This is a genomic window from Flavobacterium sp. AC105, assembly GCF_979258495.1.
The window spans coordinates 5285426-5300756 of the sequence record NZ_OZ409860.1 but is presented as its reverse complement, the minus strand read 5'-3'; the positions used below and the strand labels follow the sequence as shown (position 1 = coordinate 5300756).

The window sequence follows — 15331 nt, the reverse complement described above, 5'->3', positions numbered from 1 at the left end:
ATCCAACAACAATAAACATTTGGCTTTTGCAAATGCAGCAATGTCCGGTTTGTTGCAAATAAAAGGTAAAACAGCATTATCTAAAGCAAAATATAAAAATGCCCTTTATTATTGTGGTAAAATACCGGACTCTAAAGATAAATTACAATTGAAATCTTACATCTATAATTATGGAGGAATAGTTGAATTTCAGCGAAAAAATTATGGTGCGGCCATTGAAAACTATCAACAAGGACTTAAAATTTCTGAAAAAATAGGCGACATTAACCAAATCCTTAAATTTAAATCAAATATTACGTTACTAAATGAAGCAGTTGGCAATTATAAACTAGCGATTAAAAATGCAAGAGAAATTAACGATTTTCTCCATGAGAATAAAGAATTGTTTGGTAGAGAGGAATTTGTAAATAGAAAAAGTAGTATCAATCTTAGTTTAGGGCATTCTTATGAGGGATATTTTATGGCCAATCAGAGTAAAAAATATCTACTGGATTCAGCAGCATATTTTTACAAGAAATGTATTGATTATTCAAGTAACTTTATTTCAAATAAAATCAGCTCAAAATTAAGTTTGGGCAATATATATTATTTGAAGGATGATTATGCAAATACTATAAAAACCTATCATGAAGTTTTGCTTTTATCCCAAAAAAATAATAATAAAGAGATATTGTGTATTGTTAATTATAATTTAGCAGATGTCTATAGAATAGTTAAAAAGTATGATACGGCATTGTTGTTTTATAAAAAATGTGATTCAATTGCGCTTTTATCAAATGTAAACGAATACAGTTTTTTGAGGTCTAATTATCATCAATCCAAAATTTATGAGTTCCTCAAAAAACCTGAACTGGCGTATAAGCATTCTAAAGTTTATTTGAATATTAAAACAAAATATGAAGCAAAATTAAATAAAGAAACATTAAAGGCCAATTATTTACAAGGAGTAGACAATTTGACCAAAGAAATGATTTCTGTTGAGAAAAATTATGAAGAAAAGGCTTTTATAAATAAAATTCTAAATTTTTTCTACTTGTTTTTATTTATCATAAGTATTGTTTTTTTAATCAAAAACAAAAAAGATAAAAATAAGGTCAGAAAAAAAACAAACGCTTTCATACAAGAATTTAAAAAAGACACAGAAAAGAAAAATCATTCTGACAAGAAAGAGATATCCCTGGAAAGTGAAAAATTTTCATTGAAAAAAGAAAATATCAATTTAAATATCGATCAGGCTAAAGAAACTAATATAATTCATAAGTTATTAGACCTTGAAAACAATCTTGAATATTTAAAAACAGATTTTACATTAGCTTATGTCGCTCAAAAAACAGAAACAAATACTACTTATTTATCTTATGTTGTCAATAAGCGATTTGGAAAATCATTTGAAGAATATTCTAACGAACTTAAAATTAACTACGCCATTAATGAAATGATTTTTAATGAAATATATCGTAAAAAATCTACTCAGATTATTGCTGAAAGTGTAGGTTTTAAAGACGCATATTCTTTTGCAAAGTTATTTCGAAAAAGAACAGGGGTTTCTCCGGCTCAGTTTGCAAATAATATTTAGTTTAGAAACAGGAATAAACTATTTTTGAGATTCCAAAAACAAATTAAATGAGGCTAATCATCTGTTTCCTATTTTTTTTCACCTTTAATAATACGTTTTCTCAAGATAAAAAAAAGTTGACCGAAGAGGAATATCTAATTCTAAAATATAAAATCAGTTTGCATTATAATTCAAATACTGATAGCTCACTTATATATGCCAATCAAATGGCTAAATCCAATAATAATAAACATTTGGCTTTTGCAAATGCGGCAATGTCCAGTTTGCTGCAAATAAATTGTAAAACAGCATTATCTCAGGAAAAATATAAAAAAGCGCTTTATTACTGGAGTAAGATACCTGATTCGCATGATAAATTACAAGTAAGAACTTATATTTATAATTATGGCGGATTAGCAGAGATGGGCAGAAGAAATTATGGTGCGGCTCTTGAAAATTTTCAGCAGGGGATTAAGCTTTCAGAAAAAATAAAAGATATTAATCAGATATGTAAATTTAAGGCCAATATTACTTTAGTCAATGAAAGAGTAGGCAACTATAAACTATCGATTAAAAATGCACGGGAACTTAGTAATTTTCTTCATGAAAACAAGGATTTGTTTCCTAAAGAAGAATTTATAAATAGAAAGAGCAATGTCAATTTTAGTTTGGGTAATTCTTACGAAGCTTACTTTATGGCAAATCAAAAAAAATGGTATTTGCTGGATTCGGCAGAATATTTTTATAAAAAATCTATTGCTTATTCTGGCAAGTTTCTTTCTAATATAGTCGATTCAAAATTAAGTTTAGGCAATATCTATAATTTAAGAAATGACTATAAAAATGCTATAAAAACCTATCATGAGGTTTTGATTTTGTCGAAACAAAACAACAATAAATTTTCGATGTGCATTGCTTATTATGATTTAGCAGATGTTTATAACACAAATAAAAAGTATGATAAAGCACTATTGCTTTATAAAAAAAGCGATTCAGTTGCATATATAACAAACCAAAATCAATACGCTTTTTTAAAGTCTAATTATCATCAATCCAAAATTTATGAGTTCCTCAAAAAACCTGAGCTGGCATACAAGCATTCTAAAATTTATTTGGATATTAAACAAAAATATGAAGCAAGCTTAAACAAGGAAACATCAAAAGTAAATTACCTGCAAGGAGTAGATAATTTGACGAGAGAAATGATTTCTGTTAAGAAAAATTATGAAAAAGAAGTTTTTTATCAAAGATGTGTAAAAGTTTTGTATGCACTTTTATTGGCTGTAATTATTGCTGTTTTGATAAATTATATACGAAATAAGAAAAAGGCAAATGAAAAAATGAATGCTTTAATTAAAGAATTTAAATTAAATGTAGACAAAGAAAATCGTTCTCAAGTTGAGGCAGTTTTGTGCGAATCTGAGAAGATTAAATCGAAAAAAGAAAACTCCAGCTTATGTATCGACCAGGCGAAAGAAAACGAAATTGTAGAGAAATTATTAGAATTGGAAAGAAATCAGGAATATTTAAATACGGATTTTACGCTTAGTTATGTAGCCAAAAAAATTAAAACAAATACGACTTATTTATCCTACATAGTCAGCAAACGATTTGAAAAACCTTTTGGAGAATATGCCAATGAGTTAAAGATAAATTATGTGATAAATGAAATGATTACCAATGAAAGCTATCGTAAAAATTCTACCCAGATTATTGCTGAGAGTGTGGGTTTTAAAAATGCAGATTCTTTTGCAAAATCATTTCGTAAAAGAACCGGAGTATCGCCATCTCAATTTGCAAATAATATTTAGTTTAGAAACAGGAATAAACTATTTTTGAGATTCCAAAAACAAACTAAATGAGGTTAATCAGCTGTTTTCTGTTCTTTTTTATGTTGAATACCTCATTTGCTCAGCTTACAAAGGCAATTACGGAAGAAGAGTATGTAGTTTTAAGATATAAAATCCGATCAAATTTTAATTCAAATGCCGATAGTGCATTTGTATATGCCCATCAAATGGCGAAATCAAATAATTATGAGCATTTGGCTTTTGCAAATGCAGCCATGTCTACATTATGGCAAAATAAAGGAAACACGAAACTATCTAAAAGCACCTATAAAAAAGCAATCTATTATCTAAATAATCTACCTGAATCCCGCAAAAAGAGACAGCTAAACACTTACATATTAAATTTTGCCGGAACAGCAGATTTGAAGAGGGGAAATTTTACTGCTGCACTGGATCACTATCAAAAGGGAATGAAAATTTCTAAAGAAATAAATGATATTAGTCAGCTTGTTAAATTCAAAATGAATATCGGGAGGGTTAATGAAGCAATTGGCAATTATGAAACAGCGATTAAAAATGATAAAGAACTTAGTAGTTTTCTCTATGAGAATGAAGATTTGTTTTCTAAAGAAGAATTTTTAAACAGAAAAAGCTCCATTAATATTAATTTAGGAAGTGAATACGAACGTTATTTTATAGCAAATAAAAATAAAAGATACCTTTTAGATTCAGCCGAATATTTTTATAAAAAAACAATAGCATATTCTGATGATTTTGTAGATACTAAAATCTCAGCAACATTAAGCTTAGGAAATATTTACAATTGGAAACACGAGTATAAAAGAGCTGAAAAAACATATCAGGAAGTTCTGATTTTATCTCAACAGCATCATCAAAAAGGTTTATTATGCCTCATCTATTATAATTTAGCAGATGTTTATTTTACATTTAAAAAATACGATAAAGCATTGGTGTTTTATAAAAAATGTGATTCTATTGCACTTTTAAGCAATTTAAATCAGCTAGATTACTTAAAGTCGAATTATAACCAGTCTAAGATTTACACCATTCTTCAACAACCGGAATTGGCCTACAAGCATTCACGGATTTATTTGGATAATAAAAAGAAATATGATGCAAAATTAAGCAAAGAGGCTTTAGAAATAAATAATAAACAGGAAATCGATAATTTCACTAGAGAAATGGTTTCTGTTGGGAAAAACTATGAAAAAGAAGTTTTTTTTAATAGCTGTCTCAAAGTGCTGTATTTACTTTTGTTAATAGCAATTATCATACTATTGATAAAAAACAGCAGAGACAAAAACAAGGCGGATAACAAGATAAATTTCTTAATACAAGAATTTAAAACAAATGTTGGAAAGAGAAACAACATTGAAATCAAGGATGTATTAGTTGATGAAGAAAAGCTTTCATTAAAAAAAGAAAATATCAATTTTAGTATTGATGAATCTAAAGAGAATAGAATTATTGAAAAACTGCTAGATCTCGAAAACAATCTTGAATATCTTAATACAGATTTTACATTGTCGTATGCGGCCAAAAGAATCAAAACAAATACAACCTACTTATCGTATGTGGTCAATAAGCGATTCGGAAAATCTTTTGGAGAATACTCTAATGAATTAAAAATTAACTACGCTATTAACGAAATGATTGCCGATGAGGCATATCGCAAAAAATCGACTCAGTTTATTGCAGAGAGTGTAGGTTTTAAAAATGCAGGTTCTTTTGCTAAATCATTTCGCAAAAGAACCGGAGTATCTCCGGTTCAGTTTGCGAATAATATTAATTAAAGAAGAGACAATTTATCCAACCTGTCCACCTGATTTTCCAGGATCTATTTCGGGTACAACTGGTGGAGGAGGTGTACATACTACTTCGTCACCACCGCGAACAGTTTTTTGTTGCGCTTTAGATAATTTTTCTACTTTAAAATCTTCGAATTTTAATTTCTGATTTGCCATGTTTTTACGTATTAGGGTTATTGTTTTATCAAAACTAGACAAAAAGCAAAACGCTTAATCGAGAATGGGGTTTTGAGGATTTTAGCGATCTTTGTTTCATTGTAATGTGTTTAAAATCAATAACTTGAATGATTCATGTTGCCTGGTATAATTTATAAATTGTATGTAGTATAATTGATAAAATGTCTGCTTTTAAGATTATATTTCGAATAAAAACACCAATATTTGTATTGCAATTACGATTAAAGCAATCCAAAAAGATGTTAAAATTAGTCCAAAAATTTCTTCAAATAAACAAATACTCAGAAATTAAAAATGAGTTTAAGGATTTATTCCTTTCTCATCCTAATTATCCGAGTTTATTTGCGATCACGGATTCGTTTGATATCTTGTCTATTGAGAATGCCGCAGTAAGAGTTCCGAAAGAGCAAATCGTTGATTTACCATCAAATTTTCTGGCTTATTTTAAAGAAGAACTTATACTGGTTGAAAGAGCTAAAAATTTTGTTCGTATTAATACGATGAAAAAAGGAAGTCAAAAATTGTCATATGAAAAATTCCTTTTAGACTGGAACGGCGTAATTGTTGCAATCGAACCCAACAATGTTATTGCCAGAGAAAATTTAAAAATAGAATTTAATTGGTTAAAATATAGTTTACCTTTTATATTGTTAATAGGTCTGTCATTTTTTTATAATACTTATGATGTATTTAGCCTAGTTTTTTTAACAACATCAATTTTAGGCTTAATTGTTAGCATTTTTATACTACAGCAAAAATTAGGTTTCAAAAACAGCATTATTTCAAAGTTTTGCAACCTTAGTACTAATTCTTCTTGCAGTTCTGTTATTGATCCTAACGGAAAAGATGAAAAAAAATGGTTTAACTTTTCAGATTTACCTTTGATTTTCTTTGCATCAAGTTTCATTGCTATTTTAGTTCAGCCTTTAAATTCAGCCATTTTCATAGGATTTTTAAGTTTGTTAAGCATTCCAATTATTGTATCATCAATTTGGATTCAAAAATTTGAAATTCAAAAATGGTGTGTAATGTGCTTAGCCGTTTCATTTTTGATTTTTACGCAGAGTATTATATGGTTTTCATCAGATTTGTTTACGCTGGATTTTAATTTTACAAGTGTGTTTCCATTTTTATTTTCGCTGATTCTGATTACTTCAATCTGGTTAATTGTACAGCCAATGATCAAAAATATTCTGAATAGTGAAAGCTCCCTTAAAGAATTGAAAAAATTCAAAAGAAACTATTCATTGTTGAATTTTTTATCAAAAAAAGTTCCAAACACAAATGGATTTGAAGATTTAAGAGGCCTGAACTTCGGAAACAGAAATGCAGCAGTAAAACTTTCAGTAATTATAAGTCCAAGCTGTGAGCATTGTCATAAAGCGTTTCAGGAAGCATTTGATTTGGTTTTGAGATTTCCTGACAGAATATTTTTGAATGTTTTGTTCAATATAAATCCTGAAAACAATGACAATCAATATAAAGTAGTTGTCGAAAGACTTTTAACAATAAACAGATCAACACCGGGAAAAACAGTTGAAGCCATTTCAGACTGGCATATTAAAAAAATGAATCTGAAAAAATGGTTAAAAAAATGGCATGTAGATACTGTTAGTATGATGATTACGCAGGAAATAAATAAACAATATGAGTGGTGTTCTAAAAATAATTTTAATTATACGCCAATCAAAATTGTAAATGAAAAGATATTTCCCAATGAATATGAATTAAATGAACTAAAATATTTCTTAAACGATTTTGTTGAAGAAGTTGAAGTTTTCGAAAAAATAGCCTAATTGACATTTGACAGAAATTTTAAATGTTTTGAAAACAATTGAAAGTAGTATTAACCCAAAAAAGAACAACTATGTTGAAAGAAATTTTAAACCTGGAAGGATCTCAAGAATTAAGTGTTATTGAGAAAAAAACCATTCATGGTGGTGCTTATCCCGTAGAGCCAATTTGTGGTTACGTTACCTGGTATGCAAACGAAACAGTATGCCTGAATTATGACCCCTATTACAGACCTGTTTATTTAGGCAATAATAGATGCTCAATTGTAGGAGACGCATGCTAGACAGATAACATTTAAAATTAAAAAATGTTAAAGAAAATTTTGAATCTGGAAAATGCTCAGGAAATAACCAAAAGTGAGCAAAAAACCATGCAGGGAGGAATTCCTGAATGTTGGATATATGCAATCGAAGCAGGTTGTGTTTTGATTCCGGTTGGGGGGAATTGTCCTCTTGATACATTGCCGGGTATTTGTGACACAGGTCGTCTTTGTTGTTAATTTTTAAACTTTTTTAGGAAAGTAATACGGTATAGCCTTTTTTAGAATTTAGTCATGTTTTTTTTAATTTGTAGGCGCTCGATCGTGGAACATTGAGCAAATTCCCGACATTGATGATTGGTGTTTAGGGATTCTTTAGGAGAATTGGTCACTGAGTTGATTTTATTTGGTTAGGGTTAACCAGTGCCATGTCCTACAGAAATTTGTATTACTGTTAATAAAGTTTTTAAATAGTAAAAACAGAGTGGAAAAATATTTCCTCTCTGTTTTTTTATGCCTATTAATTTTTGCTTTACTTTTTTAATTGTTCTTTTAAAAGAAAATTTTCTTCTTCCAATTTTTGGTTGTATTTAATAATTGTTTCGATAATATTTAAATACATTTCATGATCTATGTTTTCATTATACTGGTTCGTTTCATTTTCCCTTTTAAGTTCGTCAACATCTTTATCTAAAATTTCAGCGAAACGTGTCCATTCGTTTTCACGTATTCTGGATATTCCTCTTTCTTTTTTAGAATACGTCGTTTGTTCCATAGCAAGCAAGTCTGCCATTTCTTTTTGTGTTAATCCTTTTTCTTTTCTGGCTTTTATTAAATTTCCGTGTTCCATCTGCAAATTATTAAAAAATTAATATGCAGTTATTTCTTAATAATATTTAAAAATTATTTTTCACTTTATAAAAATAATCTGAAATAATCCTACAAAATATTATTTTTTGTAAAATATTCTTGCCAATTTTGGAAAGTAAAACATTCAACGATTTAAAAAATGAATATGCTTTTTAAAACAAAAATATTATTTACGACCTTTTTGTTAATTAATTTGAATTTATTTTCACAAACAGAAGAAAGTAAATATATCAGACAAAATGGATTTTTTAAGATAAACATAATCTCAAAAAACGACACAATCTCTTTTTTAACAACAAATGCGAACAAAAAAGAACCTAGACCAACCATTGTTTTTTTACAAGGTTCATTAGCCAAACCAATAATTTTTCATGATTCAACAGGAGCAAGTGTTACTGCTTTTCCATTTGAAATTGAAAAATATTTAAAGAAATTTAATTTCGTTGTAATTGCTCGACATGGAATTCCATTAGTTGGATCTTATGAAAAAGACACTAATGGTTATTTAAATAAAATTGGTAAAGTCCCAACGGAATATATTAAAAACGATAATTTAAAATATAGAGTATTTCAGGCAAAATCCGTTATTGACTATCTATATCAACAAAAATGGGTACAAAAAGATTCTATATTTGTTATCGGTCATTCAGAAGGTTATAGAGTAGCAGCAAAACTTTCAGAAAATAATAAAAAAATATCAAAATTGGTTTGTATGTCTGCCAATCCATTTAATAGAATTGCTGAGTACGTCTTAAAATCCAGGATCGAGAGTTTATCTACATCCTCAGATAGTTTGCTTCAAAAAGAAATTGAAAAAGAAATTAGCGATTTTAAAAATATTCCAAAAAATATAGAAGTATATAAAAATGATTACAACGAATATAATTGGATGAGTTACAATAGCGTATTGTCTTTTGAAAGTTTACTAAAGTTTAAAAATCCTATTCTTATTAGCTATGGAACAGAGGATATAGGTTCATTAAATAATGATTTACTTCCTTTTTTGTTAAGAAAAACAAATTTAACAATGTTTGTCTATCCAGACTTAGACCATAATTATAATAAAAAAGAGATTGATAAGAAAGGTAATGAAATTGAGAGCAGTTACCATTGGGATCGCGTTTTTAATGATGTTCAAAAATGGTTAATAAAGGGGGAAATTAAATTATAAACATTTTGCTTTTATTCTAAATTTCTAAGGCAGAAGATTTTTAATCTATAAATTTTTGATTTTCATGTACTTAGTTTTGTTCGTTGTCATGATATTTCAAAGTGAAAAATTTTAATGGGAAAAATAAGTAAATTAAAATTTATAGGGAGTAAATATCATATTTTTGTAAGACAGAGAATAAAACTATATAAATGTTAATGATTTAATTTCTAATTAAATTTGAAAAAATTCATCAATTATAAACAAGCTGATTACAAAGATTGTGGACCAACATGTTTAAAAATAATAGCTAAACATTACGGCAAGACAATCAACATTCAGGAGTTGCGGGACATTAGCGAAACAACTCGTGAGGGAAGCAATTTGCTTTTTTTAAGCGATGCAGCAGAGAAAATTGGTTTTAGGACTTTAGGGGTAAAATTAAATCTGGAAAGATTAACGGAAGCACCCTTGCCTTGCATTTTGCATTGGAATAAAAATCATTATGTGGTTCTTTATAACATTAAAAGAGGAATCTATTATATCTCTGACCCGGCTTTTGGGCTAATTGAATATAACAAAGAAGATTTTCTAAAATTTTGGATCGGAAATAACGCAGACGAATCGACAGAAGAGGGAATAGCGCTGTTAATGGAAGCCACACCAAAATTTTTTCAGTCAGAATTTGATAAGGAAGAAAATAAGGGATTAGGATTTAAACTGTTATCGCAATATGTCCTTCGATACAAATCATTTCTGGTTCAGTTAAGTATTGGTTTATTGGCCAGTAGTTTACTGCAGTTGATTTTTCCGTTTCTGACCCAGAGTATTGTTGATGTCGGAATCCAGAATCAAAACATCCATTTTATTTATCTGATTCTTTTTGCACAGCTATTTCTTTTTGCCGGACGAACAGGTCTGGAACTTATCAGAAGCTGGATCTTGCTGCATCTTTCTACACGAATCAACATTTCGCTTATTTCAGATTTCTTCATTAAATTGATGAACCTGCCCATTTCGTTTTTCGATGTCCGAATGACCGGCGATATCATGCAGCGCATCAACGATCATCGCAGGATCGAAAAAATCCTGACCACTTCATCGTTAAACGTATTGTTTTCCGTGATCAATATGTTTGTTATGGGAGGTGTTCTGGCGTATTTTAATCTTCAGATATTCTTTGTTTTTTTTGCCGGAAGCGTGCTTTATTTCGGGTGGATTACTTTGTTTTTAAAAAGAAGGGAAATCCTGGATTACAAACGATTCGCTGAGGTTTCCCAGGAACAGAGCAAAGTAATGGAACTCATTAACGGCATGCAGGAAATCAAGCTCCACAATGCCGAAAAGCAAAAACGCTGGGGTTGGGAATATGTTCAGGCAAGACTTTTCAGGGTTTCGATAAAAGGATTGGTTTTAGAGCAGACACAAACCATAGGTTCTTCTGTAATTAACGAACTCAAGAATATTTTTATCATATTTTTATCGGCAAAACTGGTAATCGACGGCTCCATAACTCTGGGTATGATGCTCGCCATCAGTTCGATTGTAGGAAGTTTAAACGGACCCATCACACAGCTTATAGAGTTTGTAAGAGAACTTCAGGATGCCAAAATATCATTGGCCAGATTATCTGAAATTCATGAAAAAGAAGATGAAACCGAGCAGGAGGCACATCAAACCAATGAAGTTCCGTATGATGCCGATATTGAGATAAAAAATCTTTCGTATCGTTATCTGGGATCGGATATTCCGGTTTTAGTTGATTTGAATTTGTCCATTCCCGCCAATAAGGTAACGGCGATAGTAGGCGTTAGCGGAAGCGGAAAAACAACACTGATGAAATTGCTGCTCAAATTCTATGAACCCGAAAAAGGGGAAATCAATATTGGGAACGCACAGCTAAAAAACATTTCGCAAAAAGCCTGGAGGTCCAATATTGGCGCGGTTATGCAGGAAGGTTTTATTTTTAGCGATACCATTGCCAATAATATTGCCATTGGCGTAGATAAAGTCGACAAGGAACGTTTGGTTTACGCGGCAGACGTAGCCAATATAAAAGAATATATCAGTGGTTTGCCATTAGGTTATAACACAAAAATTGGCGCCGAAGGAACAGGAATGAGTACCGGACAAAAACAGCGTTTGTTGATTGCCAGGGCCGTTTACAAAAATCCTGAAATATTATTTTTTGATGAAGCAACTTCTGCTTTGGATGCCAATAATGAAAAAGAAATTATGCAGAAACTAGATATTTTCTTCAAGGATAAAACCGTTGTGGTTATTGCCCATCGATTGAGTACGGTTATGAATGCGGACCAGATTGTGGTTTTGGATAAAGGAAAAATCATCGAAATCGGAAACCATTCGGCATTGGTAGAACAAAAAGGAAATTATTTTGAGCTGGTTAAAAATCAATTACAATTAGGAAATTAGTCATGGCCGAAGATACATTTGAATTAAGAAGCGAAGAAGTTCAGGACATTCTGACCAAAGTACCACACTGGATGATACGCTGGGGAACCGTTGTGATCTTTACCATCATATTTATGCTCTTTTTCGTGTCCTGGTTTATCAAATATCCGGATGTTGTAAATACTGAAATTGTCATTACAACCAATATTCCGCCCGAGAAAATAGTTTCGAAAACCTCGGGCCGTATCGAGGCCATTTTGGTAAAAAACAAGGAAATAGTCCCAAAAAACACAACCCTTGCCATTATCGAAAACACGGCTAATTATAAAGATGTATTTCTGTTAAAAAGCATTGTTGATGCCTATAATGTCAATGATTCCAAAAAAGATTTTCCATTTGCTTTATTGAAAAACACGCAATTGGGAGAGATTGAAAGCGCTTATGCTGTTTTTCAGAAAGATTATCAGGCGCAGGAATTAAACAAGGATTTACAGCCTTTTGAGATTGAAAACCGGGCACAGAATTCTGAAAAAATCCAGATAAAGGAAAGGCTGGAAATTCTGCAGCAGCAAAAAATAATCAACGAAAGCGAATTACAGCTTCAAAAAAATGAAATTGCCCGTTTTGAAACTTTATTCAACAAAGGAATTGTTTCGACCCAGGAGATGGAAAACAAGAAACTGACTTACCTTCAGGCACAGAAGAATTACAAGAGCCTTTTATCATCAATTTCTCAATTAAAGTCCTCTTTGATCGACAATACAAAATCAAGCCAGAATTCGCATGTAAACAGCACTAAAGAGGAAGTTAACCTGGGAAGAAACATGGCACAGTCTTTTTATCAGCTCAAAAAAGTGATAAAAGACTGGGAACTGGCTTATACCTTAAAAACATCCGTTAGCGGTGTGGTTACTTTTTTGCAGGTTTGGACAGAAAATCAGACCATAAATGCGGGAGATAATGTTTTTTCTATTATTCCTGATGCCAGAAATGGTTTTATCGGAAAGGTAAAAGCACCGGCATTGAATTCAGGAAAAATAAAAGTAGGGCAAAAAGTAAACATCCGACTGGCGAATTTCCCGGACAGGGAATTTGGTGTCCTGCGAGGAAAAATCCAAAACATATCATTGGTTCCGGACAAAGACGGGAATTTACTATTGGATGTTGCGCTTCCAAACGGATTACGGACTTCTTATAAAAAGCGAATCATATTTCAGCAGGAAATGAAAGGAAGTGCCGAAATCGTAACCGAAGATTTGCGATTAATCGAGAGAATATTATATCAGTTTAAAAGTGTTTTTGAGCAGGTTTAAGTAATTAATTTTACTAATTGTGTAAATTATTATTACTTTTCTTCTTAATTTATTTCGATTAAATAAGGTGAATTTCTAAAAATAATGATATGTTTGTTTTTCTTTAGAAGAACTAAACCGACTTTTATTCAAATGAAAAAAATTGTACTGATTGCTCTTGTTTTATTATTTCAAAATGCATTTTCAAAACCTATAACCCAAACTCAAAAACTTGCTGCAACCTGCAAAGTCTGGGGATTTTTGAAATATTATCATCCAAATGTAGCTGATGGAAGTAAAAATTGGGATGAACAATTGTTTCAGGTTTTGCCAAAAATTGAAGAGGCACAATCAGCAGAAGCATTTTCTTTAGTAATCGAAAACTGGATTACTTCATTAGGAGAAGTGAAAGCCTATAAAGCTGTAAAACCAACTTCAAAAGTTGAATATTTTGATAAAAACTTCGATTTATCCTGGTTCTCAAAAAATGATTTGTTTTCTAAATCACTTTCAAAAAAATTAAAATTTATTGAAGAAAACAGAATTCAGGGAAAGCAATATTATTATACATCAGATCCTTATATAAAAGTTCAAAACGAAGTTAAATATCCTGATTTCAAATGGACAGATAAAAACCTTCGATTATTAGCTTTGTTTAGATATTGGAATCAAATGGAATATTTTTTTCCATACAAATATAAAATGGATCAAAAATGGGATGCTGTTTTAATTGAAATGCTGCCAAAATTTATAACGTCAGAATCAGAGATGAATTTTGTTTTGGCAATGCGTGAAATTTCAATAAAATTAGACGACACCCATGCTTCTACTTCTACAAATAAGCTTTATGATTATTTTGGAGATAAATTCGTTGCTTTTGATGTTGCATTTATTGACAACAAGGCTGTTGTTGTTAAGTTTAAGAATGATTCATTGTCTAAAAATGATGATGTGAGAGTTGGAGATGTCATCACAAAAGTAGATGGAAAAACGGTTGCGGATTTAATTAATGAAAATCTGAAATACGCGGAAGGATCAAACGAACCAGCAATTTTAAAAAATATTTATTGGGCCGTTTTTAATGGAAAAACTGAATCAATTGAAATTGAATTTACTAGGGAAAATAAAACTTCAAACAAAACAATTAAAAGATATAAATATCGTGATTTAAGGATTCAATTTCCGGATAAGGAAAAATGGAAACTTTTGGAAAATAACATTGGATATATTGATGTTGAGTCAATTAATGAAAAAGAACTTCCAGGTGTTATGGAACAATTTAAGAACACAACAGCTATTATTTATGATGCCAGGCATTATCCTCAGGAACCTAATATTGAAGAAGCACTTGCAGAATATTTATATCCGGAAAATAAAGCTTATGCAAAATTTATCGATGTGGATCTAACTTATCCCGGACGTTTTATTTGGAGAGAGGATCAAAAAACCGGAAAAACAAATCCGGATTACTATAAAGGAAAGGTAATTATTTTAGAAAATGAATTTACTCAAAGTCACGGAGAACATCTAGTAATGTGTTTGCAGGCTGCTCCAAATGCTAAAATTATTGGAAGTCAAACAGCAGGTGCTGATGGCGGAGTTTGTAAATATGAAATTATAAAAGGTTACAATACGGTATTTACTGGTTTTGGCATCTTTTATCCAAATGGAAAAGAAACCCAACGTATCGGAATTGTTCCTGATATTGAAATAAAACCTACTATTTTAGGAATTCAGCAAGGAAAAGATGAGATTCTGGACCGAGCAATTCTTTTTGCTAAAAACGGGAAATAATTATTTATAGAAAAATAGCATGAAAAAAATACTCTTTATGAGCTTGTTGCTTTTGGGAAGTTTTGCCTACTCGCAAAAATTAGATTGTACTAAATTTAAAAACGGAAAATTCGCTGCTCCTGCTTTTCCAAATGAATATATGATCAGAAAAGATTCTGTTGAAGATTGTTATATGGATGGAAAACTAGAAACGGTTTGGAGTGTAAAATGGCTTAGTGATTGTAAACTAGAAAAAGTTTGTATTAAAAATTTCGGATCAGAATATGTTAAAGTTGGAGATAGGAGTATCTCTGAAATAACATATACTGATGATACCTGTGTTACTTTATCGATACTTTATTATGATGAAGAGCATCCTGACGGAATGGATTTTCAAAGAGGTTTATGTCTTCAAAAAGAGTAATTTTTT

13 protein-coding genes are annotated in these 15331 nt (G+C 30.5%); 11 read left to right on the top strand and 2 right to left on the bottom strand.

What is annotated here, in order from left to right; translation table 11 throughout:
* Positions 1-19 precede the first annotated feature (19 nt).
* The 3 genes from ACZ0AH_RS21940 (at position 20) to ACZ0AH_RS21930 (ending at position 5159) form a co-directional block, all read left to right on the top strand.
* Entirely contained in the window at positions 20-1576 is a 1557-nt protein-coding gene (locus tag ACZ0AH_RS21940; RefSeq protein WP_463477863.1) for a helix-turn-helix domain-containing protein, read from the top strand.
* A 206-nt stretch (positions 1577-1782) separates the two neighbouring features.
* Complete coding sequence (locus ACZ0AH_RS21935; protein WP_463477862.1) at positions 1783-3366, top strand: tetratricopeptide repeat protein; 1584 nt, start codon at positions 1783-1785, stop codon at positions 3364-3366.
* A 47-nt stretch (positions 3367-3413) separates the two neighbouring features.
* Entirely contained in the window at positions 3414-5159 is a 1746-nt protein-coding gene (locus ACZ0AH_RS21930) for a tetratricopeptide repeat protein (protein ID WP_463477861.1), read from the top strand.
* 12 nt (positions 5160-5171) lie between these two features.
* Here the strand turns inward: ACZ0AH_RS21930 and ACZ0AH_RS21925 are convergent, their stop codons facing one another.
* Positions 5172-5330 carry an rSAM-modified peptide gene (locus ACZ0AH_RS21925; RefSeq protein WP_463477860.1) on the bottom strand — a complete coding sequence of 53 codons (159 nt, stop codon included), beginning with the start codon at positions 5328-5330 and terminating at the stop codon, positions 5172-5174.
* 260 nt (positions 5331-5590) lie between these two features.
* On the opposite strand from ACZ0AH_RS21925, the gene ACZ0AH_RS21920 reads away from it, so the two are divergent.
* The 3 genes from ACZ0AH_RS21920 to ACZ0AH_RS21910 all read left to right on the top strand — a co-directional run bounded on the left by ACZ0AH_RS21920 (position 5591) and on the right by ACZ0AH_RS21910 (position 7644).
* Positions 5591-7147, top strand: coding sequence for a vitamin K epoxide reductase family protein (locus ACZ0AH_RS21920; RefSeq protein WP_463477859.1), 1557 nt, complete (start codon positions 5591-5593; stop codon positions 7145-7147).
* Positions 7148-7218: 71 nt separating this feature from the next.
* Positions 7219-7428 carry a hypothetical protein gene (locus tag ACZ0AH_RS21915; RefSeq protein ID WP_463477858.1) on the top strand — a complete coding sequence of 70 codons (210 nt, stop codon included), beginning with the start codon at positions 7219-7221 and terminating at the stop codon, positions 7426-7428.
* A 24-nt stretch (positions 7429-7452) separates the two neighbouring features.
* The gene (locus ACZ0AH_RS21910) at positions 7453-7644 is read left to right on the top strand and encodes a hypothetical protein (RefSeq protein WP_463477857.1); all 192 of its coding nucleotides are present in this window, start codon (positions 7453-7455) and stop codon (positions 7642-7644) included.
* 292 nt (positions 7645-7936) lie between these two features.
* Here ACZ0AH_RS21910 and ACZ0AH_RS21905 read toward each other — a convergent pair whose 3' ends face one another.
* Positions 7937-8254, bottom strand: coding sequence for a helix-turn-helix domain-containing protein (locus ACZ0AH_RS21905; RefSeq protein ID WP_463477856.1), 318 nt, complete (start codon positions 8252-8254; stop codon positions 7937-7939).
* A gap of 165 nt (positions 8255-8419) precedes the next feature.
* Here ACZ0AH_RS21905 and ACZ0AH_RS21900 point away from each other — a divergent pair, with 165 nt between their 5' ends.
* The 5 genes from ACZ0AH_RS21900 (at position 8420) to ACZ0AH_RS21880 (ending at position 15325) form a co-directional block, all read left to right on the top strand.
* Positions 8420-9445 carry an acyl-CoA thioester hydrolase/BAAT C-terminal domain-containing protein gene (locus tag ACZ0AH_RS21900; RefSeq protein ID WP_463477855.1) on the top strand — a complete coding sequence of 342 codons (1026 nt, stop codon included), beginning with the start codon at positions 8420-8422 and terminating at the stop codon, positions 9443-9445.
* Between the two features lie 219 nt (positions 9446-9664).
* Entirely contained in the window at positions 9665-11857 is a 2193-nt protein-coding gene (locus ACZ0AH_RS21895) for a peptidase domain-containing ABC transporter (RefSeq protein ID WP_463477854.1), read from the top strand.
* 2 nt (positions 11858-11859) lie between these two features.
* On the top strand, positions 11860-13149 hold the full coding sequence (locus tag ACZ0AH_RS21890) for an HlyD family secretion protein (protein ID WP_463477853.1): 1290 nt from the start codon (positions 11860-11862) through the stop codon (positions 13147-13149).
* Between the two features lie 132 nt (positions 13150-13281).
* A complete protein-coding gene (locus tag ACZ0AH_RS21885) occupies positions 13282-14922 on the top strand; it encodes a S41 family peptidase (protein WP_463477852.1) in 1641 nt (546 codons plus the stop codon).
* Positions 14923-14941: 19 nt separating this feature from the next.
* Positions 14942-15325, top strand: coding sequence for a hypothetical protein (locus ACZ0AH_RS21880; RefSeq protein WP_463477851.1), 384 nt, complete (start codon positions 14942-14944; stop codon positions 15323-15325).
* Positions 15326-15331: the final 6 nt, after the last annotated feature.

Bases quoted from the DNA above. Each gene is read 5' to 3' on its own strand.
- ACZ0AH_RS21935 (WP_463477862.1), top strand. From the start codon at position 1,783: ATGGCTAAATCCAATAATAATAAACATTTGGCTTTTGCAAATGCGGCA.
- ACZ0AH_RS21930 (WP_463477861.1), top strand. From the start codon at position 3,414: ATGAGGTTAATCAGCTGTTTTCTGTTCTTTTTTATGTTGAATACCTCA.
- ACZ0AH_RS21925 (WP_463477860.1), bottom strand. From the start codon at position 5,330: ATGGCAAATCAGAAATTAAAATTCGAAGATTTTAAAGTAGAAAAATTA.
- ACZ0AH_RS21920 (WP_463477859.1), top strand. From the start codon at position 5,591: ATGTTAAAATTAGTCCAAAAATTTCTTCAAATAAACAAATACTCAGAA.
- ACZ0AH_RS21915 (WP_463477858.1), top strand. From the start codon at position 7,219: ATGTTGAAAGAAATTTTAAACCTGGAAGGATCTCAAGAATTAAGTGTT.
- ACZ0AH_RS21910 (WP_463477857.1), top strand. From the start codon at position 7,453: ATGTTAAAGAAAATTTTGAATCTGGAAAATGCTCAGGAAATAACCAAA.
- ACZ0AH_RS21905 (WP_463477856.1), bottom strand. From the start codon at position 8,254: ATGGAACACGGAAATTTAATAAAAGCCAGAAAAGAAAAAGGATTAACA.
- ACZ0AH_RS21900 (WP_463477855.1), top strand. From the start codon at position 8,420: ATGCTTTTTAAAACAAAAATATTATTTACGACCTTTTTGTTAATTAAT.
- ACZ0AH_RS21890 (WP_463477853.1), top strand. From the start codon at position 11,860: ATGGCCGAAGATACATTTGAATTAAGAAGCGAAGAAGTTCAGGACATT.
- ACZ0AH_RS21885 (WP_463477852.1), top strand. From the start codon at position 13,282: ATGAAAAAAATTGTACTGATTGCTCTTGTTTTATTATTTCAAAATGCA.
- ACZ0AH_RS21880 (WP_463477851.1), top strand. From the start codon at position 14,942: ATGAAAAAAATACTCTTTATGAGCTTGTTGCTTTTGGGAAGTTTTGCC.